Raw genomic sequence first — 22,875 nt, forward strand, 5'->3', positions numbered from 1 at the left:
GCCCGTGCTGCTGATGGTCATCGGCATCGTGGGCGGCCCGGGCGTCGAGTGGGCCTGCAGACTCGTTCCTTCCTCGTGAAGGGTGCGCGCCGTGGCCGGGCCTGTCGTTGCGGGTGAGCGCACTGGTCTTTAGCCTGCGCTCACTGTCGCGGGCTGTTGGCGGTACTGGCCCGGCGGAACGCCGTAGGCGCTGCGGAAAGCCCGGCTCTGAAGTGCGCGGGGCTGGCGAACCCCCACCGGGCGGCGATCGCGTGGATCGGGCGAGCGGCCAGCCGGGGGTCGGCAAGTTCGCGTCAGCACTGTTCCAGGAGGCGCTCGCGGACCCATCCGGCCGCTAGGTGGTGCCGGCGAACGGTGATGTTCGGAGGTGGCTGCTGTTCAGCGGGTTCTCGCGCTGCCCTTGCCTGGAGAGCCGTTTGGGGTTCAGGGGTTTTCGGGGTGCAGGGTTCCTTGGTCGTTGAGGTCGTCGAGCATGGCAGGCAGGCCCGTGGTGAGCATTTTGGTGCGGACCGAGCCGAGGATTTTGGCCATGAAGAAGCCTCCGGCGCCGGTGAAGCCGGTGTGGTCGTAGGTGAAGCGCGTTCCGTTGCCGTGCGGTTCGAGCCGGTAGGCGACCTCGGTCACCTCGCCGCCACCTTCGTCCTGCCACGAGTAGCGCAGTAGCGCAGGCTCGCGCACCTCCAGCACTTTGCACACCACGACGCCGCTCCAGCCGGGCTTCGGTTTCGCGATGAACTTGAACGTGGTGCCGACCGCGGTGGCGAAGCCCTCCGGCCGAGCGCCGGCGCCGGTGGCCGTCCACAGTGGGATCAGTTCCGGATCGGTGACCGCACGCCAGACCTTCTGTCGTGGGTGTGGGTACTCGCGGACGATGTGGATGGCGCTCATGAAGGGCTCCTCGGGTATGGGCGCGTCAAGCTCGGCTAAAAATTCAGGCACTGTAAATTTACAGTAGCAGAAGGATTTGGACTGTCCGGACTATGCTTCAGTGATGAGTACGCGCACCGTGGACTGGACGGCCTTGCGGGGCCGTGAAGAGGAGCCTGCAGTCGAGGGGCTGCGGGAGCGCAAGAAACGGCTGCTCCGGCAGCAGCTGTCCGACACGGCCACCGAGATGTTCATGGACCGGGGCTTCGATGCTGTGCGTGTCGCGGAGATCGCCGACGCCTGCGGGGTGTCGGAGAAGACCGTGTTCAACTACTTCCCCACCAAGGAATCCCTTGTCCTGGACCTGGGCGAAACCACGTTGATCTCCCTGCGGACCACACTGGCCGATCCGGACCTGTCGCCGGTCGAGGCGGTATTGGAGATCTTGTCCGGCCAACTGGCGGGCCTCACGTCCTGGCTGACGGCGCAGGACGACTGGACCCAGGCCAAGGCTGTTCTGCTTCGCTTCGGCATGCTGATCCGATCGACTCCGTCCCTGCGGGCATATCAGCGCGACATGACCGACCAGCAGGTCGCCGTTGCCGCCGAAATCCTGGCCCGGCGCACTGAGATGAGCCCGGACGATCCTGAACCCCAGATCGCCGCGGCCGCCCTGCTCGCGCTGTGGCCCGTCCAGTTCCAGGCGCTGCGCAGGCACCTGCATCGCGCCCAGACCTCCGAGGAACTGCACGATGAGGTCAGCGCCGACGTCCAACGCGCAGCCCAACTTATCGACGCCGGACTTAGCTCATTCGCCCCTGCCCGGCGCAGCTCGTGAATCAGTCGACCGGTCCGGCGTAGCGGCGAGGGGTATCACCGTTCCTCCGGCGCACCTGCCGACCAGGACTCGTCACCAACCTCCGTGGGTAGAACAGCTATCCCGGGGCGGGTGCGTCCTGGCCGCGGGCGTCGTCGATCTCTCCGCCGCGACGCCCACCGGTTCGCGGGCCAGCTGTCGCGGTCGGACCCGGGGGAGGGCTCGGAGCGCTTCGACCAACGGCTTCCGACGGGCCCTCGCCGACTGCGAAGGTCTGTTTCTCTCGGTCGACGTTGATGTCGTCGGTCCTTGCTCCGTACGCGTACACGACGTCCTCCTCGGCACCCGCTCGGCTGCCGCCTGGGCAACTCCTTGACGCAGTCCGGTGTCAAGGCGGCGGCGCACTGCCCGCTGTCGGCTGGGACCTCGTCGAGGTTTCTCCGCTCTACGACCATGCCGACGTCGTGGCCCTGGTCGCCAACAGGGGCGTACGTGAAGGAACTGGTCGACAACTCCAGCAGATCGGCCGCGGCGGCGTCCACCGTCACCTGCACACTTACGAGGTCTGCGGGCAGGAGCCGGTTTTTCTGCGGTAGCGGCTTCCTCGGGCAGTGACCTGATGGTGCCGGAGTCGGCGGGACCGGCTCCGGGTATGCCCAGAGGCCTTGAGGAGAAGCGATGACGGACGAAGCACTCAGCCGATCAGAAGTCCACGCCCTGCTCTCGGACGGCACCACCGTGTGCATCCGTCCCGTGGCACCAGGAGAGCCTCACCGACCGCGGCGTCCGCGTAAGGCGCGTCATCGCGGCCGCCGTGATCACGGCAGAGATCAACTAGCCGATCGGGTACCCGACGTGCAGTCCATCCGCTGCCGCGAGCTCCTGCTCCGGATCTGCCGTTCAGCAGGCGTCCGTCCGCGCGCCTCGGACGCCACCCGTGCGCTCACCGCCGTCGACAGGCCACTGCCGGCGTCATGACCTCCGTGCCCACGGCCTGCGACGCCCCGGCCGCGATACGCCTGACGCCTTTCGTGACCGCCGTGCCCTGTGACCCCCGGACGCCTGCCGCCTGACCCAGGCACTCCGCGCCGAACAGCTCGACCCGTCCGGCAACGCCTCTACGTGCCCCCTGGGGGCCATCACAGAGCCCTGCGGGCTGCCTTGTACTGCGACCGCCGTCTCCGCATCCGCTGGGAGGGACGAGCTGACATCCACGCACCATGTCAGCCGTCTCGGCGGAGTCTTCCCTTCGTGCGTTCCGGGCGTGAATTGGCTCAAGTCGATTCGCTGCGGAACTCGCCCGGTGTGCCGGGCTATTCGGCGGCGGCGAGGCTCCGAAGGCGGATCAGGGTCTCGCGGATGACGTCCCGCAAGTCGCGCTTCTCGGTGGCGTCGCTCCATTGGCTGAAGGCGACGCGGAACACGGCGCTGCCGGTCTCGGCGGCCAGGCTGGCCTCGGTGGTGCCGATACCTCGCTGCCGCAGAGCGTCGGTCAGCGCGGCCGTCAGGGCTGCTTGCTTGATCAGCTCGCGTTCGCGGAGATCGGTGTTGGCAGTGATCACTGCCTGGCGTGCCCTTGCGCGGTCACGGTCGTCGCCCGCGAGCTGGGCCACGGCTTCGAGCACGGCAGCGACGACGTTCATTGCCGATGCCGTGGGCGGCATCGTTTCCACGATGTCCTGCACTTGCTTCGACAGGTCGGCCGAGCCGTCGAAAAGGACCTCGCGTTTGTCGGAGAAGTACCGGAAGAAGGTGCGGGCGGTAACACCGGCGCGCTGGGCGATGTCGGCCACCATCGTGTGTTCGAAGCCGCGTTCCATGAACAGTTCCAGCGCGGCCTCGCGCAGTCGCTCTCTGGCCCCAGGTTCCCAGCGTCCCATGCTGCGAGTGTAGGTGAGGTCACCTGGTGACATGCCTCCACCCCAAGTGATGTCATCTCGTGACATCACAGGTGCTAAAGTGATGTCACGATATGACATCACTTGGAGGCGGCTATGAAGCGGATCCAGTACCACCAGTACGGCGGTCCTGAACTCATGCGACTGGAGGAGTTCGAGCCGGCCCGGCCCGGTAGTGGTCAGGTCCTGATCCGGGTGCGGGCCGCGGCAGCCAATCCGATGGACTGGGGGCTCCGCAGCGGCGCCTTGAAGATGGCGACCGGGCGGACCTTCCCCCGCGGACTGGGCCATGACTTTGCGGGCGTCGTCGAGGTGGTCGGGCCGGGCGTCACCCGACTCGGTGTCGGCGACGAAGTGCTGGGCGGAGCATCGATCAAGGCGTCGGGGGCCTTCGGTGAGGTGGTCGTCGCCGACGAGAAGGCGGTCGTGAGGAAGCCTGCGAACCTCTCCTTCGAGGAGGCCGCCGCTGTTCCGACCGTCGGGCTCACCGCCTTCCAGGCCCTGACCAAGAAGGGCAAGCTGCAGCCCGGGCACACCGTGTTCATCAACGGCTGCCTCGGCGGAGTCGGCCGAGCCGCCGCTCAGATCGCTTTGGCACGCGGGGCTTCGGTAGGCGGCAGTTGCCGCGACACCGCCACGCAGGATGCCCGTGACCTTGGCATCGACCCGATCGTCGATTTCGGCTTCGACCCGGAGGCGCTCAGCGGCCTATTCGACATCGTCCTCGATACCGCCCACACGCTGTCCGACAAAAGGGCGAAGCGGCTGCTCAAGCCGGGCGGGCGCATCGTCAGCCTCCACCCCACGCCCACGACGTTCGTGAAGGCCGCTCTGCCGGGCCCCTTCCGCGTCCTGGTCGCCCAGGTCTCGTCAGAGGATCTTGAGGAGGTCGCGCGCGCCGCCGGACAGGGCACCCTGCGGGTCCCGATCGCCCGCACGGTGCCGCTCACGGAGGCCGTCAAGGCGCTCACGGAACTCGAGCGCGACGGCACGCCCAAGGGCGGCAAGCTCGTCATCACGACCGACTGACGCTCAGGCCTGCCCGATCGTCGGCTTCAGCCCTACTACAGGAGCTCTTCGAATGAGTGCACAGATCTGGGTACTCGGCGGCGCCGGGCGCAGCGGCCGCAGCATCGCGGCGCAGCTCGCCCGGCGTGGTCTGACAGCCGTCCTCGTCGGCCGGGACGCGAACCGCCTGCACGCCGCAGCGGAGCGGACCGGCAGCGAAACCCTGCTGGCTCCTTCCCTTGCCGCCGCCGCCTCGGAAATCCGTCAGCGACGACCCGGCGTGGTCATCAACACGGTCGGGCCGTTCACTGCGACGGCCCCTGAGGTTGTCGACGCCTGCCGTGCCGCCGGCAGCCACTACATCGACCTGGCGAACGATGTCGCGGCGCTCTCCGCTGCGTTCGCGATGCACGACGCGGCGACCCAGGCGGGTCACACGCTGGTCACCGGCGCCGGGTTCGGCGTGACCGCCACCGAGAGCGTAGTGGCGAAGCTGTGCCAGGGCCGTCCCGCACCGCTCCGGGTCCGGGTCGACATGGTGCCCTCGATCGCGATGGAGGAAGGCACCGCTGGTGAAGCCTTGATCAGCACCCTCTTGGGCAGCCTTGAAGGCCGCCGGATCACTGACGGCCGCCTGGCACCCACCCGCATGTTCAGCGATGCGGTGCGTCTCACCCTGCCGGACGGATCGCAAGTGACCACGGCGAGCATGCCGTTGGGTGAACTTCTCGCGGCCCACCGGGCGAGCGGCGCCCGCCATGTCCTTTCGGCGTCCAGCGAGGCACCGTCCTCGCCCGCGATCCGGGCGATGATGCCGGCCGTGAGCACGCTCATGCGGTGGGAGCGGCTGCGATCGTTCACCACACGCCGCCTCGCACGGGTACACGTCAAGGCTAAGGAACGGCCGCGTGATCACTCCTGGGGGCACGCCGTCGTCATCTGGGCGGACGGCGAGACCAGAGAGGGCTGGCTGCGCCTGGGTGACGCGCAGGAGTACACCGGAACAGTGCCTGCGGAGATCGCTCGGCTGCTGCTGGCTGGTGAGGGCCGACCTGGCGCATACACCCCGGCCGCCCTCTTCGGCCCTGCCCTCGCCGAATCGTGCGGCGCCGAATACCTGTTGCCCCAGCCCGGCCAGCGATGACAGGAGTCCGATCCGGCCCGCAACGGCTGAGCCGCTCGCCGACGAGCGCGCCTCGGCCGCCCCGGCGCCGGGGCAGGCAGGCGGTCGGGCGGTGATGCTGATGCCGCACCGCACGCCGTAGGCGGAGGGGACCGTGCTCCCGTCGGGCTGTCGGCGCCATCCTCGCTACCGTGCGCCAGCCAGCCAGCCAGCCAGCCGGACCGGTCAGGGCCCGCGAGGTCGGCGAGGTGGTGGGGGTGGATGTCAGCGTGCGGTCCAAACTGGAACTGCTACGCAGCAAGCTGGTCGGACTCGTCGATCGCGGCCGGCTGAGCCGTCTGCCCGACGGCCCCACTCGCCTGTGACCTGATCTGCCGCCCGCCGGCATGGGGCCTTTGAGTGTGCTCTGTTGAGCTGCCTTACCTCCGAGGCAGACCAGCGGCGGCCCCGGGGTGAAAAGCTGGGGCCCCGATCGCCTACGAACAGCATCTGGCCACCGGCGACCTCGCCTCATAACGACACGAAAAGTGTCCACTTCATGGGCAAGGGCCGACCGGAACTTCATGGTTGCGCGCCTCACCACGTCCATCGCAGATGTGTCAGGTGGTCAGGCCGGCGCTGGTCAGCCAGATGTGTTCGCAGGTTGCCGACGCCTCCTGGAGCTTCTCGCGGGATTCCTGTGAGGCGTGGTAGAAGGTCCGCTCGATCATCCAGCACAGGACACGTGCCATCGCCGGGGCCTGGTCTGGTGCGGCGCCGGCCTGGATGCCGGCGCGCTCCAGGACAGCGGTGATGGCCGCGATGAACAGGTCGGCTGTGCGCTTCCACAGCTCGCCGATCTCCGGCACGGTCAACGACAGATCGATCGCCGTGCGCATGACCAGGCCGTGCTCGTTCCACAGCTCGACCGTGCGCTGCAGGGCCGCTGCGATGGCCTGGCGCGGCTCGTCGGTCCGTGCGGTGACTTCAGACCGTTCCCACAGGTGCTTGACGGTCCGGGCCGTGAGTGCCGTGACCACTTCCTGCTTGGAGCCGAAGTAGAAGTACAGAGCACCGCGGGTGATGCCCGCGCCCTGGGCGATGTCTCCGACGGTCATCGCGTCGTAGCCCTTTTGCACCAGCAGGGCCTCGCAGGTGTCGAGGATGGCCCGCTCCCGGACGTCGCCCTTGCGTTCGGCGGTGCGGCGGCTCCGGGCGGGCTGGTCGCCGGGTGTCAAAGCTGAGCTCCGTCGGCGAAGTCGGTTGTACGCGAGAGTGTCTCCCACGTACGGATGTCCTCGTCCACCTCCGTGCGCGCGGTAGTGACCAGCCGCAGCGCGTCCGAGCCCAGAACGAGGTGGGCCGGCGGTTGCTCGACCGACGTGATGTGCACGACCGCTTCCCCGGCCTTGGCCGGATTGCCCAGCTGGTTCCCGCTAGCCTTCTGTCGCGCCTCACGGATGGGGGTGAACAGCTCGTCGTAGTCGTCGACGGACTGCGCGGTGCGTGTCATGGACCGTCCGGCCCAGTCGGTACGGAAGGAGCCTGGCTCGATCGCCGTCACGTGGATACCGAACTGCGCGACCTCCTTTCCCAGCGCCTCGAGGATGCCTTCCAGGGCGAACTTGCTGCCGCAGTAGGCGGACATGCCGGGCACCGCCATCAGCCCGCCCATGGAGGTGACAGCCATCAAGTGCCCTCGGCGGCGCCGGCGCATGTGAGGCAGCGCCGCCTGCAAGGTGGCCACCGCCCCGAACACGTTGACCTCGAACTGCCGCCGCACCTCGGCCAGCGAGGTTTCCTCGAAGGTCCCTTCCAGGCCGTATCCGGCGTTGGCGACGACCACGTCCAGCGGGCCGACGCTGCTTTCGACCTCCGCGACCACGCTGGAGACGGCGTCGTCGTCCGTCACGTCCAGGATACGAGCGTGAGCGTGCCCGGGCCTGAGCTCTTCGAACGACCGCAGGTCCTTCTCGGAACGGACGGTGCCGACGACGGTGTGCCCGGCGGCCAGGGCGGCTTGGGCGAAAGCGCGCCCCAGACCAGTACTGACGCCGGTGATGAGCCAGTTTTGCTTCTTCACGGTTCTTCTTCCGGAGAGGTTTCGTGGGAGAGCCGGGTTGCCCCTTCAACAGAAGTCTACACAACGTCGATTTTTATCGTTACTGTGTTGATTCTCTGCCGTAGGGGCGGGTCGGGCCCCGGTGGCAAAGCTCGGCCCGGTGTAGCGGACCCCAGACCAGTGGTACGGGTCACCGAACTTGAAGACCCCGCTGCCCTGGGAGTGGGTCGGGTTGTCGTCGGTGTCCCGGCAGAAGCGGTCATTTTGAAGGGTGGCGAAGGCTGGAGCCCTCTTGGCGGCCGCCTGCGCGGGCGACGGGCCCAGTCCTGCCAGGACGGTGGTCGCTGTTCCGGCGACCGTGCCGGCGAGGACAACGCGCCGACTCGGGCCGGTAAGACGTGGAGCAGGCATGGCAACCTCGATAGGAGTGTCGGGTGTGAGGCCGGACGGGGCGCGGGTCAGGGACGGCCGCCGACCTCATGGACGGCGTTCGTCCAGGCACGGGCCTGGTTGCTGAGGGTGACCCCGAGACCTGGGCGGGGGAGACGTGCATACGACCGCCACGGATCTCCGGATGTTCGTTGAAAAGGGGCTCCAGCCAGTCGAAGTGCTCCACCCAGGGCTCGATCGGGTAGGCGGCGGCGAGGCGGAGGTGGATCTCCATGGCGAAGTGGGGTGCGAGCTTGAAGGTGGTGGTGCTCAGCGAGGGCAGCGAGCTTAAGGAACTGGGTGATGCCGCCGATTCGGGGTGCGTCGGGCTGGATGACGTCACAGGCGTGTCGACGGATCAGCTCGACGTGTTCGGCCACGCTGGCGAGCATCTCGCCGGTGGCGAACGGGGTGTCGAGAGTTGCGGCGAGGGCGGCGTGGCCCGCCGCGTCGTAGGCGTCGAGGGGCTCCTCAGTCCAGACGAGGTCGAACTCCTCCAGGGCGCGACCCATACGCTGGGCGGTGGGTCGGTCCCACTGCTGGTTGGCGTCGACCATCAATCGACGAGGCGGTTTCGACACTCACCGGTTCGGAGTCACTGCGGTCGACTGTAGCTGGAAGTGTCACCAGCCCCCGCAAGCGACGCCGGGCAGCCGGCCGACCTGGTTCTCGCACAGCTGCCGCAAACGCCCCTTTTCCCTTAGCATGTGGTGGCCGTAATCACCTGCCAGCTCCGACGGAACTGATTGCCGGTGGTCGCCCCATCCAGGCCGTCGCATTGATTCGCGAGCGTGCTGGCACACCGACGCCAGATCTCCGCGATTGCGTTGATCTACTGGAACTACGCGCCCAGATCTTTCGAGATGAATAGATATCAGGCAGGTCGACCAGACTCTCCGCCGGTTCAACCTGCTCTCACGCGTGAGTCGTCGACTTACGAGACTGGTCATGACCCCGCCTCACCGGCGAGAACACCACCTCCCGGCATGATCCGACATCTGCATGTCAAGGCCGCATCCAGGCATGAGAGCTCGTAACACGATCATGGGCGGACCTTCTTGAGACGTCTCCAGCAGATGAGTCCGCAGGCCAGGGAAACGAGAGCATTCGTGCAGGTCGAGACGTCTTTCCCAGCGGACGGACAGGCGCGGTGCAGGAGCGCGAAGGTCTACTCAACGACGTAGCGGAGCTTGCCCAAGTCCGCGATGTCGGGGGGACTTTGGGGGCGCCCTTGCGGGAGATCACCGGCAGGATCCGTCGTCTGCGCAGCTCGCGCCGGTTGGGGTTGCTGTCGTAGCCTTTGTCGCCCAAAAGCGCGTCGGGACGCCTACGCGGACGGCCCGGCTTCCCCGCGACGGGCGGCATGCCGTCGACCAGCGCGAGGGTCTGGGTGACGTCGTTGACGTTGGCCGCAGTGGTGATGACCTTGAACGGGGTACCCCTGCCGTCGCAGATCAGATGGCGTTTACTGCCCGTCTTCCCGCGGTCGACCGGTGATGGGCCAATGGCTTCGCCTCCCCTTTCGCGCGGATGTGGGAGGCGTCCACGCAGGCCCGCGTCCAGTCCAAGGCATCAGCCGCGTGCAACTCGGCGAGCATGATGCGGTGCAGATTCCCAAAGACGTCGGCCTCGTGCCACCGGCCCAGCCGACGCCAGCAGGTCTGTCCGGAGCCGAACCCCAGCTCCAGCATTTGCCGGCTGACGTCGTTGTAGAGCACGTACAGGATGCCTGCAGGCACAACAGGTTATCCACCGGCTTGGGGCCGGGGGCCTTCTGCGGCCAGGACGGCAGCAACGGCTCGATCAACGCCCAGAGGTCATCTTCCGCAATCCACCGTCGAACACTCACACTCTCCCAAACGGCCGAATCGTCACACCGGTCACGCCCGTTCCGCTGCGGAATCGGCACGCGCACCTACGACGGTCAGGGCGATGCATCGCCAGCCGGGACGCCTTCCAAAGGAAGGCGATCGCGGTGGTACTCCGACTCCAACCAGTCCTCCCTCACGATGACCGGTCGCGACATCCGCACGCCACCGACCTCCTGTGTGCGCACAAGAAGCCCCAGATCGGTCAGGGCGAGGGAGTCATCGGGTGTGTACAACAAGCAACTCGCGTGCTCGGCTGCGTAGTCAAGGAGGAACTTGTGCGCCTGCTCGGGATCGCGGCCGGCCAGTGCAAAGTCCGCCAGCAAGACCTGCGGACCCGTGACCGCATCCAGGGCAATGCAAGCCAACTCGCCTGCTTCGTAGAACACCTTCACCCCGTCGGCGAAGTCTTCCTGCTCATAGGGACCGCCCACCCGTTTCTTCGGCTCACAGACCCGGAGCGCGTCGGCGACCTCGGCCGGGCTCATCCGGAACCGCAGTGGCCCCAGCCCGGCTCCGGGCAGCAACTCCCAGCGCGCCCGTCCCGCCCTTGCGCTCACGTGATCCGCCCCTTCGAGCGACCATCCCCTGCGGCCCGGCATCGCGTGCCAGCCCAGCGCCCAAAGTGCCACCTGAACTGAGCGAGCGCCAACCGAAGGGCTCGGGCACACCACGCACCTCAGCAAGATCGTGTTACGAGTCTTAGATGCATGCCGGGAAGGGCGCCCGACAGGTGAAGTGCCTTGTCAGGCGCCCTTTTTCGGCGTCTAGAAGAAGCCCAGCTTCTTCGGCGAGTACGACACCAGGAGGTTTTTCGTCTGCTGGTGGTACAGGTTCGCCATGGCCTCTGACCTGTGGGTATGGGTGAAAGCGCCTCGTGCTGAACCGAGTTGGCCCGCCCCTGGCCCGGATCTTGGTCCGACCTGTTGCGTTGGTGTGCGAGGCCCGGGATCCGAAATGGCGCAAATAGCCGGAACGGCCTTGGGGTGCCTGTGGTGGCGGGGACCCCGTATGGGAGCGGTCAGGCACGACGGTCATCGTTGGTCTGATTCGGCGACATCGATTGCGTAGTCGGCCCTGAGCGTGTGCTGGCGAAGCCGACTCAGCGCTAGGAGCTGGCTGTCTGAACAGATCGAGGTCAGGACCCCGTTCCTGCAAAGCCTCGTACCAAAGGGCCGCGCGTTCGGGATCGTCAGTCGACGGCACGGCCTGGATCGGCGGACGCATGCCGTACTCCGCCAACAGGTGCAGCAATAAAGCCCTGCGCCGCAGGTAGGACCACCCGCGGGTGTCCCCGTGCTCGGGATGCTGAAGGACGTCCTAGACCGCGCAGGGATTTGTGATTCTGCCGCGTCGGTGGGTGGTGGAGAGGTCGCTGGCGTGGTGGCTTCACGCCCGCCGGAATGCCCGGGACTATGAGACCCGGCCCGAGCACTCCGAAGCGATGCTCACCCTCGCCGCAGTCATGCTCATGACGTGTCGGCTCACCGGGCAGCCAGTGTTTCCCAACGCCGCGAAGCCATGGCCGGCATCGAGCGTCGCTGCGTGAGCGGCTTCGTCTGAACGGCAACGAATGCCGGTCAGTCCCAGATCACCCGGCCGTCCTTCACGTGTGCGTGCCGGCCACGCGTGAGTACGCCGCCTTCCCGGCCGTCCTCCAGCGCGTTGGCTACAGCGTTCAGGACGTGTCCCAGTGATGAGGCGTAGTGCTTGGCGTAGTCGGTCTCGCGGTAGGCCAGGACCGGAGCCGGGGCGCTCTCGTCGGCCCGGCCGACGTCCAGAAGCAGTCCATAGTGCGCATCCGTCTCGGCCAGGACAGGAATCCACGATGGCTTCCACCAGTCGTCGTCTCCAATGTCATCGGCAATACGGAGAAACTGCTGGTGGCGGTCGATGATGCTCTGACAGTCGAGGAACACCTCTCCGCCGGGAAAGATCTTGGAGTCCAGGTGAGGAACAAGCTGGAGCCCTGCAGGAATGGGGATTCTGGAGTCCTTCGTGGAACTTCCGTTGTTCAGGCGCAGCCAGGTTTCGAGGACCTGGGGTATGCGGAAGCCGAGGGAGTCGTTCAGATGCTGGATGTCCGCGTCGGCGGCCGGGGGGTTGAGTGCTTGCGCGCTGACAGCGGCATTGCTCTCCAACCATCGGCGGATCCTGATCCATGGGGAGGTAACGTCGTCTGGATGGAGCATGGATGCTCCGGCTTCAAGGGCCAGGCCACCGCATGGGTGGCGTTGGAGAGGTCGTCCTACCTGCCAGAGGGTACGAGGAACTACTGACAATCAAGCCACCTCAAGGTCGCTCGGGGTTCAAGGACGGGTTCTCACTGCGACCAGAAGCGGTCGCCCTGTGCTCACGCGTCGGTCAGAGATGGATGATTGCCGTCGCTTTTCGGCTGTTTGCGGTCGGTGCCGGTGCGGAGCGCGCAGGGCGGGGATGCTCAGATCGGTACGCGTGTGTTCCGTCCGACGGGAACGAGCGAGCCGTGAACCTTGTCGACCACCGCCATGAGCGTGATATCGCCCGCGAGCTGGGAGGCCCGGCCCCCTACGACCCGGCCTGGCTGAACGGCCAGGGCCGTGCCCTGACCGTGGACGGCACTGCGGTGGCCCGGCTGTACGGGGCGGCCCGCGAGGGCTGCGACGACTGCCGCCAGGACTCGCTGGAAGGGTTGGGCCGGAATCCGGCCCAGGTGGCCGCGCTGGCCCTGTGGGCCTGCACGCGCGTGACGGATCTCTTCAACGGCTTGCCCGTGGAGATGCTGGAGAACGGCGACCCGGCCTTTCGACGGCTGGCACAGGCCTACTCCGACAGCACCTTCCAACACGGCTCCGCGGTACGCGAGCTGACTGACCTGCACGAGGTCTGCCTGCGCCTGCCCCCGAACGCCCTCCAGCCCGCCGCGGAACGGGCGCTGAAGGTGCTGCTCTCAGCCTTTGACCCGGCCCTGTTCGGCTCCCTGATCTGCGCCTACACACCCGGAGACTGATGCGGGCTACCGCCCGTCGGCGCGGGGACGGCTGCCCCGTGAGACACCTCAGGCGTCTAAGCCGTCAAGTGGCAGCGGAACGTGGTGCGCTGCGGTCGAACATGCCGGTGGTCAGATGCTGGCGAAGGCGGACAGGAGTGTGTCGGCGCGGAGCCGTAGCTCAGGTGTCGTGGTTCCTGTGATGCTGATGGACATTTCCTGGCCGCCGACGGCTTGAGCGAGGGCGACCTCGAAGGTCTCGTTCGTGCCGACCAGTGGATACGAGTACCAGCTGTCGGGCGCTTCGTCGTCAGCGTCCTGGACTGCGGCGTCGATGGTTTCCCAATCGGCTTCGTCGAAGGCGTATCCGGCGTAGCTGGACAGCAACTCAAGGAAGGCACGCAGGTTGCGGCCCCAGATCCATCCGGCAATCGACTCGGTCACGCGTTCCCCGTTCCTGTGAGAGGGCCAGCATCGCAGACGTTGTCGGCCGGCCCGCCTGGCTGCCGCCTCGCCCGACAACTAGGGACTCAGGCGGCGTAGGGCAGCCTGAGGAGATCACATGGTGCGCATGCCCCAGCGGGTCACTGGGCATCGTCGTGGTAGGCGATGAGCTTCAACACCCCAACGCCCACCTGGTGCTTGGCCCGGCTGGCCCAGTCCTGGTGGAAGAGCTTTTCGATGAAGTGCGGGGTGGTCAGGACGATCACTTCGTCGACGGCGGTGTCGAACTTCCCGGCACCGGGGGTGACTTCATGAGCGCAGGCGACGGCGAGCACGTAGCCGATGCCGCGCTCCTGCAGCGCGGACCGTCACGTCGGGCTGCCGCCGTAGACCTCGTCCCTCGTGACCCCGCCCACGTGGCGCCCGGCGTCGAAGAACCGGCTGATCATGCGGGCGGCGAGTTCCGGCTTGGTCGCGAAGACGGTGTTCTCGCCCAGCCCAGCGGGCCGGCAGCGATCCGGGTCGCACGTCCACGAGCGCGGGATATACAGCTCGCGGTCCACCGCCGCGTGCCCGCGGCGCCCGGTGTACACGAGGTAGACCGCTACCTGCGCGTTTTCGATCCTCCCGGCGGTTCCGGTGTATTGACGCTGGACGGTCACAGTGTGCGTGCCCTTCTTTACGTCCCCGGTCTCGTCGACCACCAGCACCGCGCCCTCGTCGTGCAGATGCTCCAGCACGTACTCACACACGTCATCACGCACGCGGTCGGCATCCCACCTGGCCCGGCCGAGCAGGTGCTGCATATCGTCCGGGTTCGTCTGTCCAGCCCACTCGGCGATCGACCAGCAGTTCTTGCGCGGGAGGTCTGACAGCAGCCCGAACAGCATGGCCTTCGCCTGGCGCCGTGGTTCAACCCACGTGAACCGGTCCGATATCCGGCTCATCAGGGCCTCGAACGCGTCCTGCCAGCGGGCAGGGTCTACACCGTGGCGCGCGGCCACCGCACTATCTTGGAGAGTCCACACACCTCACCAAGATCACGCGGTGGCCGTCCTGTTCCCGCGGCGAACGACGAGATCACGGAGTCGTCGTGATACTTGGGCCCGGCCCCCGGCGGATCCCGAGCAGAAGATTGCCGGACGCTGGCAATGTGCGAAGGTCCGCCGTACCTGCATGCTGATGTCCGCCGACAGAAACGGGGGCGTCAGTGGAAGCAACCACAACCTGCAGCGTGGCACGTGCCCGCATCGGATCGGGCCTGGCGGTGACGGTTCTTCTGCTGCCTCTCGGCGGCTACGGGCTGGCCAGGGCGGGGGTAGCCCCGAACGGCGCACCCATCGTGCTTGGCCTGCTGTCCGTGATCGTCGGCTTCGTCCTCCTGCCCGCGTTGTGCGAGGAGCGAGCCCCGTTCCGGCACTCATCGTCGCACTTGACTGCGCGCACCTTGACCGGCGAGCGGTCCGTCGATCTCAACCAGATCACCTCCGTCCGACTGCTGACGACCTTTTCGTACGGCAGCGCGTACCGGACGCTGTGGGTGCGCGACGCCAACGGTGTGCGCCTTGGTATTGAGACAGAGAGAAGCCGCAGGAAACTACGCCGAGCGATCGAGAAGGCGGACGCGAACGCCGCGCGAGGCGTCACCGGGCCCCATGTGAGCCGTGCGGCCCGGGCGCATCTGGGCCTTGCTCCAGGGCAAGGGATCGTCGCCCATACGGTTCTCTCTTTTCTGCTTCTGATCGTGGCCGGGAGCTTGTACGTGGTTGCTGTGCTCCAACTCGGCGGACAGTAAGCCCCCTCCCCGTAGTGACTGACGAACCCGCCACAGCGGCTCGTGATCACGATCTACCACTGGAGTACTAGACCTGACCAACACCACCTTCCGCCGCCATTACCCTGACATCGCCCGAGAAATCGCTGATCACCGAGCCACCCCCACCGCCCCTCGCAGCGGACCGACCGCGCACGACAGACTCGTCGCCCGCAACGCGAAACTCCGCCGACACAACCGCGAGCTGACCGCTCAGCTCACCGTCGCTGCTGCACAGATCCAGCGCCTTGCTCTGCGCAACGAACGACTCCAAGAGGCACTGGAGGAGACGTCGAACATCATGAGCATCACCAGCAGGGCCTCACGCCGTTGAACAATTGACCTCGCGCTCTGGACACGCGAGACGCTGACAGCGTGATCACTGCGAGTCGCCGTTTACCTGCCTCTCTGCCGCACACAGCCTCACCCGATGACGCTGAACGTCGACCTCGGCAACCCGGACCGTGATCTGATCGCCCTCGCGCACGAGCTGGTCAGGGGTCACTGCTGGCTGGCTCGTCATCTCGGACAGGTGAAGGAGCCCTTCCACGTCCGGGGCGACGCGCACGAATACGCCGAATGGGACGATCTTTGTGACAGTGCCGTGGAGGACCTGACCCGATTGGTCAGAGAACTCGGTCAGAGGGTCTTTCTGCAGGGCCTTCATCGAGATCGCGACCTGTCCCTGACGTGTTTCGGCGATGAGCACCTCGGCGGTGATCCTCTGGCCGGCCTCGACCGCTTCCGAGGGGTGGCTGATCCGCGACCAGGTCAGTTCGGGCACACGGATGAAGCCAGTGCATAGCCTGTCGGGCTCGCCGTCGAGATGGACGAAGACGCCGAAGTTGTGAACCTCCGACACGGTCCCGGAGACGATCTTCCCTGGCTGGAGCGCGAGCAGGAAGGTCCGGAGCTCGGAGTTCTCGCAGGCGCGGGCGGACAAGCTAAGTTCTCCGCGCCACCGTCCGATCTCCTCAGCATCGAGTTCCTGGCCGATCTCGAAGACCTCAGACGGATGGTCGATACGGTGCATCGACGCCTCGTCCCGGGAAATTCGGCCAGCTTCGTTGTTCCCCTCGCTCGATGCCCCGAGCACGACCAAGACGTCTGACCTGTCGAAGCCGGTGACGGTTACCCTGCGGACCGGACCGGGACGGAGCTTGTTGAGGAAAGACTGCAGGCGAGGATCGGAACCGGGCTCGGACATGGGCGGAGCCTAGCCCGAGTGCCTCCCGGGCGCAGCGGACATGCACTCCACCAGGCACCGCTTCTGTTCGGTGGTGGGCGCGCATCCCTCGCCGTTAGGCTTCGGGACCGAACGAGAGAAGATCACGTATGGACCCCCGCCTGCCCCGCCTGAGCCGGAAGCTCGCCCGGATCCCCTTCAGCCCTCTTCGCAGCCACTCCTTCGGCGAGGAGAACCATCGCTTCCAGCTCGGGCGAACCGTCAGCCCAGCGACGCTCGACGCCTTCGAGACTGACCACGGAGTCGTGCTTCCTGCCCCCTACCGCGACTTCCTGACGTTCCTTGGCGCGACCGGGGCTTCCCCGTTCTACGGACTCCTGCCCCTGAGCCGGTGCGAGCTGTTTACGATGGACCCGAAAGGGGCCGAGGATGGGGTCCCGCAGGGCTTCACCACGGTCGAAGATTGTGCACGTCCAGGCGACAGGTTCCTGCACATCATCGAAGCAGGATGTAGCGACGTGGTTCTGCTGGGAGTCACGGGACCGCTGACCGGCCGCATCGTCACGGGCAACTCCGATGGCTTCTGGGGCCCCGACCTCTCGTCCACCCCCGACTTCATCGCCTGGTATGAACTCTGGCTGGACGAGATGGCGGCAGGTCACGACAGCCGGGCGCTCGAACTGACCTCGCCCGCCAGCCGCACCACTGAAAGACGCGCGCGTCCCACCTCATAGCAGCTCTGGACGGCATCCGAGGACATCGGTCCTCACTGACATTGATCAAGAAGATCGTGCGTCAGTGACTCCCAAAACCATCCTGGAACGACATCCATGACGACTGACGGCTTCATGGCCACGAGGAGGCCGTTGCAACCTGCCAGTGGTCAATGGTCAGCGCAGAACAGCGTCCACAAGCTGGCCTGGTTTATCAGGCGCAAGCCCCGCGGTCTGATCGCCGCTTCCATCCAATACGGACACGCGTACACGCAGATGCTGCAGGGATACGCGGGCTCCTACGAGGCCGGATTCCTGGACGACTACGCGTTCGAGGACTGGCTCTTCCGTATGGAGGGCATCGCTGAGGACGAACGCCGTCTCCTCGCTGGCGAGCACGTCAGTGGACCCGCCGCGGACGCCTACCGTTACCGCGTCCAGGCGGCCAGCCGCGAGTTCGCTGGCCGCGTCCTGAACAGCGAGCGTCATGCCCGCGACATGCTCGGCAACCCGCTCCTGCAGATCCTGTGGGGCTCGTAAGGTCGTCGCTGCACGTCGGAGCCGTGATCGGCTGCGGCTGGCAGGATGACCCGGTGATCGTCTCGCTGCTGTACAAGGTGGCCCGCAGGCTGCTGTCCGTCCCCGGCGTGCTGCTGCGCCGTGACACTGCGAAGAACTCAGAGGTGCTGGTGCTGCGGCACGAGAACGCCGTGCTGCGGCGGCAGTTGAAGACCCAGGTTTGCCACGAGCCCTCCGACCGGCTGTGGTTTGCGGCGCTGTCCGCCCTGATACCCCGTCACCGCTGGAGCCGGGCCTTCCCTGTCACCCCAGGCACGCTGCTGGCCTGGCATCGCCGGCTGATCGCTGCGAAGTGGGACTACAGCGCGCGGCGCGCACGCACCGGTCGCCCGCCCACCGCAGCCGCCCTCGAGCGCCTGGTGCGGCAACTGGCACACGAGAACCCGCGGTGGGGGCACCGGAGAATCCAAGGAGAACTCGCCCGGCTCGGGCACCCCATTGCCTCCTCCACCGTGTGGAAGATCCTCAACGCCGCCGGCCTCGACCCGGCCCCACGCCGCACCGGCCCGACCTGGCGCGATTTCCTGACCGCGCAGGCCGACGGCATCGTGGCCGCGGACTTCTTCCATCTGGACACCGTGCTGGGGAAGCGTCTGTACGCCATGGCGTTCCTGGAGCACGGCACCCGCAGACTGCACGTGACCGGGGCGACCGCGCACCCGGCGGCCGCGTGGGTGGTGCAGCAGGCCCGCAACACCGCCGTCAGCTTCGGCGAACGCGACCGGTCACCGCGGTTCCTGCTGCGCGATCGGGATGCGAAGTACACGACGGCCTTTGATGCCGTCTTCGCAGCGGAGGAGGCCGAGGTGCTGCTCAGCGCACCCCCGGGCGCCGCGGATGAACGCGCACTGCGAGCGAGTGATCGGCACCATCCGTCGCGAAGCCCTCGACCACGTCCTGATCCTGAACGAGGCCCACGCCACACGGGTACTGGCTGAGTTCGCCCGGCACTACAACACGCATCGGCCGCACCGTGCCCGGCACCAGCGACCTTCCGAGGCCACTGAGCCGACCACCCCCGTCCACAACCTCGAAGACCGCAGACTCCTCCGAACCCGTATCCTCGGCGGCATCATCAACGAGTACCGATATGCGGGCTGAGCAGCAGCGATGACTTTTCGAGCCCCACAGGCAGACGTCTGGCCTGTCGGCGACGGGCAGATCGCCGCAGTGTCGGCGCATGCGAGCGGCGGCGCTGCTCGGTGGTTGGTGTGGCCGTCGGGGAATGCCGCCGCAGGTCGTACTGTGCCGTGGGCTTTCACTTCACAGTGATGGCCTGGGCTGGGGGTGGTCAGCGGCGGTGGTGACCGCCGCCGTGGCCGCGGCCCCAGGACTCGCGTTCGATGCGGCGGTCGTGGTCGTTGCGCAGGGTGGCGGTGTCGGAGTGGTTGTGCCCCGCGTCAACGTGAGCATGAAAACAGCTCACTAACCGTTCCACTCCCACACCTTCACCAGGTCCGTGCCTCCCACTGCCACTAGCAAGTGGCCGTCCGGGTGGACGGCGAAGTCGTCGTAGCGACCCGCTTGTTCCAGGTGTCGGATCTCCGGTCCGTCCGTCACCTGGGACAAGAGACCTCGCCGCAGCCAGAGCACCCGGCCCTCGTCGGCGCACACGAGCCGCATGCCCTTGGCGCCGAGTCCGTCGAAGCGTTCCTGTCCGCTGAACTCGCGCCGCAGGACGATTTCGTCGCCACCGGTCCTCCAGACGATCAGCTCGCGGAAACTCGCACACGCCACGTACCGGCCGGACGGGGACACGGCCAGCCAGCAGCCCGGCTTGAGAAACTCCATCCAGTTGCGGATCCGTCTCTCGACCGGCGGTGCGCCTTCACGGTGCACATGGACCCGGTTCGTGGTCGCCATCGCCACCACCGAGCCGTCCGCGCTGATCGAGGTCGCCGCAAGCCCGACCGGACACGGCACCTCCCGCAGAATCCGCGCGTCATCGAAGGCGCGTACGGCCACACGGCGCTTGTCGTGGGTGGCGAGCACCTCTCCCCCGCTGGTCACCAGGAACTCGTCGGCGCGCAACGGTACGGAACGGCATCGGTGCTCACCGGACCTTCCCGTGAAGTGCACGAGGTCCAAGCTCCTGGGACGGGCGATTGCGACGCTGTGCCGGGTCGGGGACACGATGGCTTGGTGGCCGAGGCGCAGTTCGGCGCCGCCCGGAGCGCCGGGCAATTCCTCGCCCGAACCGAGGTCCCACCGTTCAATGGATCCGTCGCCCGCCACGACAACGGCCATGTGATCGGGGCCGAAGCCGATCGTCGACGGCCCCTCAGCGGGACGCGTCCTGCGCATCTCCCGTACGCCCCTTCCCAGACCAGGCTGCGCGGAGGCACCGGTCGACGAGGCTCCCGCGGAGGCCCGGCCGGAGGAGACGGAACCGCTGGAGGCGGAGTGCGCGGGTGGGACGAGGTGGTACAGCACCTCGAAGGTGAACGCGGCAGCGTGTCGGGACGCCGCCGGTTGCCAGAGCCGGTCGTTGTCTTCGCCTTTGTCGGAGAGCCGGTCAGAGATCCCGCGCACCACGAGGGCGCCGATGCCTGCGTTGAGATAGGCGCCCTGCAGGAAGCCGTACCCCTCCATCTCGACGGCCACCGCGTCGCCGCAGTATCGTCGCAGAAGCTGAGCGGTGGCGGAGCGCTCGTCGGCGACCACCTTGGAGCCGGCCGCCAGCGGCTTCACATGGGCCTGCGGAACGGTGCCGGCGAGCTGCGGATCCAGCCCGGACAGCGGTGACTTGACGCGCTCGCGCCAGTCGTCGTCGCGGGCGACCGTCTGAGCCCGCTGAAGGAGGCTATAGGCCGACAGGTGCGTCGTGATGCGCGGCGCGAAGCCGTCCGCCAGGTCCTTGCCACTCTCGTACTCGTAGATGTGGCGAGCCGCAACCACGTCACCCAGAGCGGTGTCCTTGAGACCGCCAGCGATGCCGACGAAGAAGATGTTCCGCGGTCCGAACGCCGCCACCGCCCGCTCGACGAGCGCCGCCGCGCCGGAGTTGCCCGGCCCCGTCTCGTGGCACAGCACCGTCATCGGGCCGTGCTTGCCCTGGAAGGTGCCGGACTCGAACAGGGCTCCTCTCACGTCGTGTTCGGTGAACGGCGCCTCCAGATGCTCCTTCACCGCCTTGTATTCCTTGCCGAGCGCGGTGAAGACGATGGCATCTGCCGTGTGAAACATGTGAACCCTCTATTCCGTCCGGGGCAGCTGGGCACCGGTACTCAGGTCGGCGTACACCGTTATCTGGAAGGCCAGACCCACGGTTGCCGCGCACTCGGCGAACGAGATGGCCAGCAGAGTCGTGGAGGCGGGGCCAGTCGCCCAGAAGACGGTGAGTGCGGCCAGTGAGGCGCCGCAGAAGGTCAGTTGGTCGACGAAGAGCTGGAGCCACTTGCGGGACCTGCGGCGGCGGTCGCTGCGGTGTGCCGCCTCCCAACCGAACACGGCCCAGACTGCCCCTTCCTGACGTGGCGGTGTCCCGGCCGCGAGCCGGGGGACCAGTTCCGTGCTGACGTAGCGGCCGATCGCCGAGATCTTCTGGTCGTTGACCAGATAGGTCCAGCCGAGCACGACGCAGACGGGTGGCAGGAGCAGCAGCAGGGCGACCCGCACAGGGTCCTGGAGGGTCGCCGCGATCACCGCCGCCATGGCCGCGAACGTGGCGTAGAGCAGGTTGTCCCGGAATCCGATGCGCGCTTTCTGTTCGTCCTTCACCTGCGTGTACTCGATCAACAGAAGCTGGCTGACACTGACGCCCTCGTGCTCGGTGTCCGGCACTACTCCTCCTCAGAGTGATGGCTATCTCACTCTGAGGATGCGGCGGCACGCACCGCGCGAAACGGATGCCGGTGCATCGGCGGGTCGGGCGGGCCGGGAGAACCGGCAGGTTCGGCAGGTCACGAGACAGGCGGACAGGGATCAGTGGCCGCCGCTGTCACGACAGCGAGGCATTTCCCAGGCCGCTGTAGAAGTAGGACGAGGACTCGTCACCGGACTTGGTCATGACGCAGGTGATTCTGATCTGGTCTTGCCCCGTGATGTCGACGGAGAGATCCTCGATCCGGCTGGACCTGATCGTCACTTCCTCGCCGATGGGATTGCCAGCCGCGTTGGCGACCTGGATCGAGCCGACCGAGCCGATCGCGTTGTGCGAGTCGGCAAGGATGCCCACTTTGGCCCGTAGACGGGAGTATCCGCTGGTGCTGTAGACCGCACTCGCGCCATCGGCGGTGCACCCGAGCCGGACGCTCTTCGCGTAGTGGTTTGCACGGATGGTCACCGGCTGGGCCGAGATGTCCCCGTCGTCGTCGATGATGTCGCGTTCCGCGAGGTAGACGACGGAACCGGCGTCGGACGCCTCTTCGCCGTCGTTCCCGTCTGTGACGGAGCCCTTGCGCGGCTGGTTGTCCGTGCTCCGGCCGGGATCCGGCGTCGCGGTGACCGTGGTCGTGGCGGTCGCCGTGACCGTGATTTCCGGCTGCGGGCCCTCGGACCGTACGACCGTCTCCCGGCCGCCGAAGAATCCGGCCGCGATGGTCGCCGCGCAGATGGCGAGCAGTTCGAACCACTTCGGAATGACGCCCCACCGGCGTCGTGCACGGCGTTCCTGCTTGGTGAGATCCATTCCCGCCCTCATGTTTCGTTCTTTCCGGCTGGGCCGGGAAACGCGTCATCACCGGGCCGTGCCGTACGCCCAGGGGGCGCGCGGCACGAAAACGACGATGTTGAATGATGGCCAGCGCGAAGGGCAGGACGAGCGGCACGGACTGCCCGGCCTCCCGTTTCCCCCGAGGCCAGGTCCGCTCGCCCACCACTGTCTGCAACTGGCGATCGCGACCACAGTAGAGACCACGCAGGGGCATAACACCGAGGTAGGAAACTCCTATTTGAATAGCGGAAGCACGAGGTACTCACGGGGCGCTCAACCGCAACGCGCGCCCCGGCGCGCCCTCACTTTCGCGCCCCCCATCCTCCCGGCCCTTCCGCCTTGCCCCGGCTTTTGCCGCCGCAGCCGTCCCGCGGCCTGCATCCGCCGCGGTCCTCACGCCCCCCTGCCTTCCGGCGCTGCCCTTATCGGGCACTGTCACGAGCGGCTCTCCCACCGCCGCCTTCGAG

General features: G+C 67.1%; 19 protein-coding genes and 6 pseudogenes. 10 read left to right on the forward strand and 15 right to left on the reverse strand.

Features of this window, described 5'->3' with window-relative positions; all coding sequences use genetic code 11:
* Positions 1-423 precede the first annotated feature (423 nt).
* Complete coding sequence (locus ACFVH5_RS06055) at positions 424-888, reverse strand: SRPBCC domain-containing protein (protein WP_385832392.1); 465 nt, start codon at positions 886-888, stop codon at positions 424-426.
* A 103-nt stretch (positions 889-991) separates the two neighbouring features.
* On the opposite strand from ACFVH5_RS06055, the gene ACFVH5_RS06060 reads away from it, so the two are divergent.
* Positions 992-1,705 carry a TetR family transcriptional regulator gene (locus ACFVH5_RS06060; RefSeq protein ID WP_385832393.1) on the forward strand — a complete coding sequence of 238 codons (714 nt, stop codon included), beginning with the start codon at positions 992-994 and terminating at the stop codon, positions 1,703-1,705.
* A 1,292-nt stretch (positions 1,706-2,997) separates the two neighbouring features.
* On the opposite strand, the gene ACFVH5_RS06065 is transcribed toward ACFVH5_RS06060, so the two are convergent.
* The gene (locus ACFVH5_RS06065; protein WP_385832394.1) at positions 2,998-3,564 is read right to left on the reverse strand and encodes a TetR family transcriptional regulator; all 567 of its coding nucleotides are present in this window, start codon (positions 3,562-3,564) and stop codon (positions 2,998-3,000) included.
* 114 nt (positions 3,565-3,678) lie between these two features.
* Here ACFVH5_RS06065 and ACFVH5_RS06070 point away from each other — a divergent pair, with 114 nt between their 5' ends.
* The 3 genes from ACFVH5_RS06070 to ACFVH5_RS06080 all read left to right on the forward strand — a co-directional run bounded on the left by ACFVH5_RS06070 (position 3,679) and on the right by ACFVH5_RS06080 (position 6,078).
* Positions 3,679-4,611 carry an NADP-dependent oxidoreductase gene (locus ACFVH5_RS06070; protein ID WP_385832395.1) on the forward strand — a complete coding sequence of 311 codons (933 nt, stop codon included), beginning with the start codon at positions 3,679-3,681 and terminating at the stop codon, positions 4,609-4,611.
* A 52-nt stretch (positions 4,612-4,663) separates the two neighbouring features.
* Entirely contained in the window at positions 4,664-5,734 is a 1,071-nt protein-coding gene (locus ACFVH5_RS06075) for a saccharopine dehydrogenase NADP-binding domain-containing protein (RefSeq protein ID WP_385832396.1), read from the forward strand.
* 170 nt (positions 5,735-5,904) lie between these two features.
* Positions 5,905-6,078 (forward strand): hypothetical protein, encoded by a 174-nt coding sequence (locus ACFVH5_RS06080; RefSeq protein WP_385832397.1) that lies wholly within the window; start codon positions 5,905-5,907, stop codon positions 6,076-6,078.
* A 234-nt stretch (positions 6,079-6,312) separates the two neighbouring features.
* Here ACFVH5_RS06080 and ACFVH5_RS06085 read toward each other — a convergent pair whose 3' ends face one another.
* The 5 genes and pseudogenes from ACFVH5_RS06085 to ACFVH5_RS06105 form a co-directional block, all read right to left on the reverse strand.
* Positions 6,313-6,930: a TetR/AcrR family transcriptional regulator gene (locus ACFVH5_RS06085; protein ID WP_385832398.1), complete on the reverse strand. Its 618-nt coding sequence runs from the start codon at positions 6,928-6,930 to the stop codon at positions 6,313-6,315.
* The gene (locus ACFVH5_RS06090) at positions 6,927-7,775 is read right to left on the reverse strand and encodes an oxidoreductase (protein WP_385832399.1); all 849 of its coding nucleotides are present in this window, start codon (positions 7,773-7,775) and stop codon (positions 6,927-6,929) included. Before ACFVH5_RS06090 ends, ACFVH5_RS06085 begins: the two co-directional genes overlap by 4 nt.
* A 437-nt stretch (positions 7,776-8,212) precedes the next feature.
* Positions 8,213-8,743: pseudogene (locus ACFVH5_RS06095) on the reverse strand (enolase C-terminal domain-like protein); the annotation flags it as partial.
* Between the two features lie 482 nt (positions 8,744-9,225).
* Positions 9,226-10,014, reverse strand: a pseudogene (locus ACFVH5_RS06100) (IS5 family transposase).
* Between the two features lie 93 nt (positions 10,015-10,107).
* Complete coding sequence (locus tag ACFVH5_RS06105) at positions 10,108-10,611, reverse strand: hypothetical protein (protein WP_385832400.1); 504 nt, start codon at positions 10,609-10,611, stop codon at positions 10,108-10,110.
* A gap of 773 nt (positions 10,612-11,384) precedes the next feature.
* Here ACFVH5_RS06105 and ACFVH5_RS06110 point away from each other — a divergent pair.
* A pseudogene (locus tag ACFVH5_RS06110) lies at positions 11,385-11,600 on the forward strand (transposase); the annotation flags it as partial.
* A 31-nt stretch (positions 11,601-11,631) separates the two neighbouring features.
* Here the strand turns inward: ACFVH5_RS06110 and ACFVH5_RS06115 are convergent.
* A complete protein-coding gene (locus tag ACFVH5_RS06115; RefSeq protein WP_385832401.1) occupies positions 11,632-12,192 on the reverse strand; it encodes an SMI1/KNR4 family protein in 561 nt (186 codons plus the stop codon).
* A 344-nt stretch (positions 12,193-12,536) separates the two neighbouring features.
* On the opposite strand from ACFVH5_RS06115, the gene ACFVH5_RS06120 reads away from it, so the two are divergent.
* Entirely contained in the window at positions 12,537-13,040 is a 504-nt protein-coding gene (locus ACFVH5_RS06120; RefSeq protein WP_385832402.1) for a hypothetical protein, read from the forward strand.
* Positions 13,041-13,151: 111 nt separating this feature from the next.
* On the opposite strand, the gene ACFVH5_RS06125 is transcribed toward ACFVH5_RS06120, so the two are convergent.
* Both ACFVH5_RS06125 and ACFVH5_RS06130 read right to left on the reverse strand, forming a co-directional pair.
* Entirely contained in the window at positions 13,152-13,463 is a 312-nt protein-coding gene (locus ACFVH5_RS06125; RefSeq protein WP_385832403.1) for a hypothetical protein, read from the reverse strand.
* Positions 13,464-13,747: 284 nt separating this feature from the next.
* Positions 13,748-14,410 (reverse strand): annotated as a pseudogene (locus tag ACFVH5_RS06130) (IS701 family transposase); the annotation flags it as partial.
* A 287-nt stretch (positions 14,411-14,697) separates the two neighbouring features.
* On the opposite strand from ACFVH5_RS06130, the gene ACFVH5_RS06135 reads away from it, so the two are divergent.
* Positions 14,698-15,258 carry a hypothetical protein gene (locus tag ACFVH5_RS06135; RefSeq protein WP_385832404.1) on the forward strand — a complete coding sequence of 187 codons (561 nt, stop codon included), beginning with the start codon at positions 14,698-14,700 and terminating at the stop codon, positions 15,256-15,258.
* 397 nt (positions 15,259-15,655) lie between these two features.
* On the opposite strand, the gene ACFVH5_RS06140 is transcribed toward ACFVH5_RS06135, so the two are convergent.
* A complete protein-coding gene (locus ACFVH5_RS06140; protein WP_385832405.1) occupies positions 15,656-16,483 on the reverse strand; it encodes a S1 RNA-binding domain-containing protein in 828 nt (275 codons plus the stop codon).
* 128 nt (positions 16,484-16,611) lie between these two features.
* Here ACFVH5_RS06140 and ACFVH5_RS06145 point away from each other — a divergent pair, with 128 nt between their 5' ends.
* From ACFVH5_RS06145 to ACFVH5_RS06155, 3 genes and pseudogenes are all read left to right on the forward strand, one after another.
* Positions 16,612-17,196: an SMI1/KNR4 family protein gene (locus tag ACFVH5_RS06145; RefSeq protein WP_385832406.1), complete on the forward strand. Its 585-nt coding sequence runs from the start codon at positions 16,612-16,614 to the stop codon at positions 17,194-17,196.
* A 255-nt stretch (positions 17,197-17,451) separates the two neighbouring features.
* Positions 17,452-17,715, forward strand: a complete 264-nt coding sequence (locus tag ACFVH5_RS06150; RefSeq protein WP_385832407.1) for a hypothetical protein — start codon at positions 17,452-17,454, stop codon at positions 17,713-17,715.
* Between the two features lie 53 nt (positions 17,716-17,768).
* Positions 17,769-18,855: pseudogene (locus ACFVH5_RS06155) on the forward strand (integrase core domain-containing protein).
* A 190-nt stretch (positions 18,856-19,045) separates the two neighbouring features.
* Here the strand turns inward: ACFVH5_RS06155 and ACFVH5_RS06160 are convergent.
* From ACFVH5_RS06160 to ACFVH5_RS06175, 4 genes and pseudogenes are all read right to left on the reverse strand, one after another.
* Positions 19,046-19,144 (reverse strand): annotated as a pseudogene (locus tag ACFVH5_RS06160) (lamin tail domain-containing protein); the annotation flags it as partial.
* Between the two features lie 35 nt (positions 19,145-19,179).
* On the reverse strand, positions 19,180-20,940 hold the full coding sequence (locus ACFVH5_RS06165) for a hypothetical protein (RefSeq protein WP_385832408.1): 1,761 nt from the start codon (positions 20,938-20,940) through the stop codon (positions 19,180-19,182).
* A gap of 9 nt (positions 20,941-20,949) precedes the next feature.
* Complete coding sequence (locus ACFVH5_RS06170) at positions 20,950-21,537, reverse strand: hypothetical protein (RefSeq protein WP_385832409.1); 588 nt, start codon at positions 21,535-21,537, stop codon at positions 20,950-20,952.
* A 157-nt stretch (positions 21,538-21,694) separates the two neighbouring features.
* Positions 21,695-22,384 (reverse strand): hypothetical protein, encoded by a 690-nt coding sequence (locus ACFVH5_RS06175; RefSeq protein ID WP_385832410.1) that lies wholly within the window; start codon positions 22,382-22,384, stop codon positions 21,695-21,697.
* Positions 22,385-22,875: the final 491 nt, after the last annotated feature.

This window comes from Streptomyces sp. NPDC127119, assembly GCF_042677425.1.
Classification (GTDB): domain Bacteria; phylum Actinomycetota; class Actinomycetes; order Streptomycetales; family Streptomycetaceae; genus Streptomyces.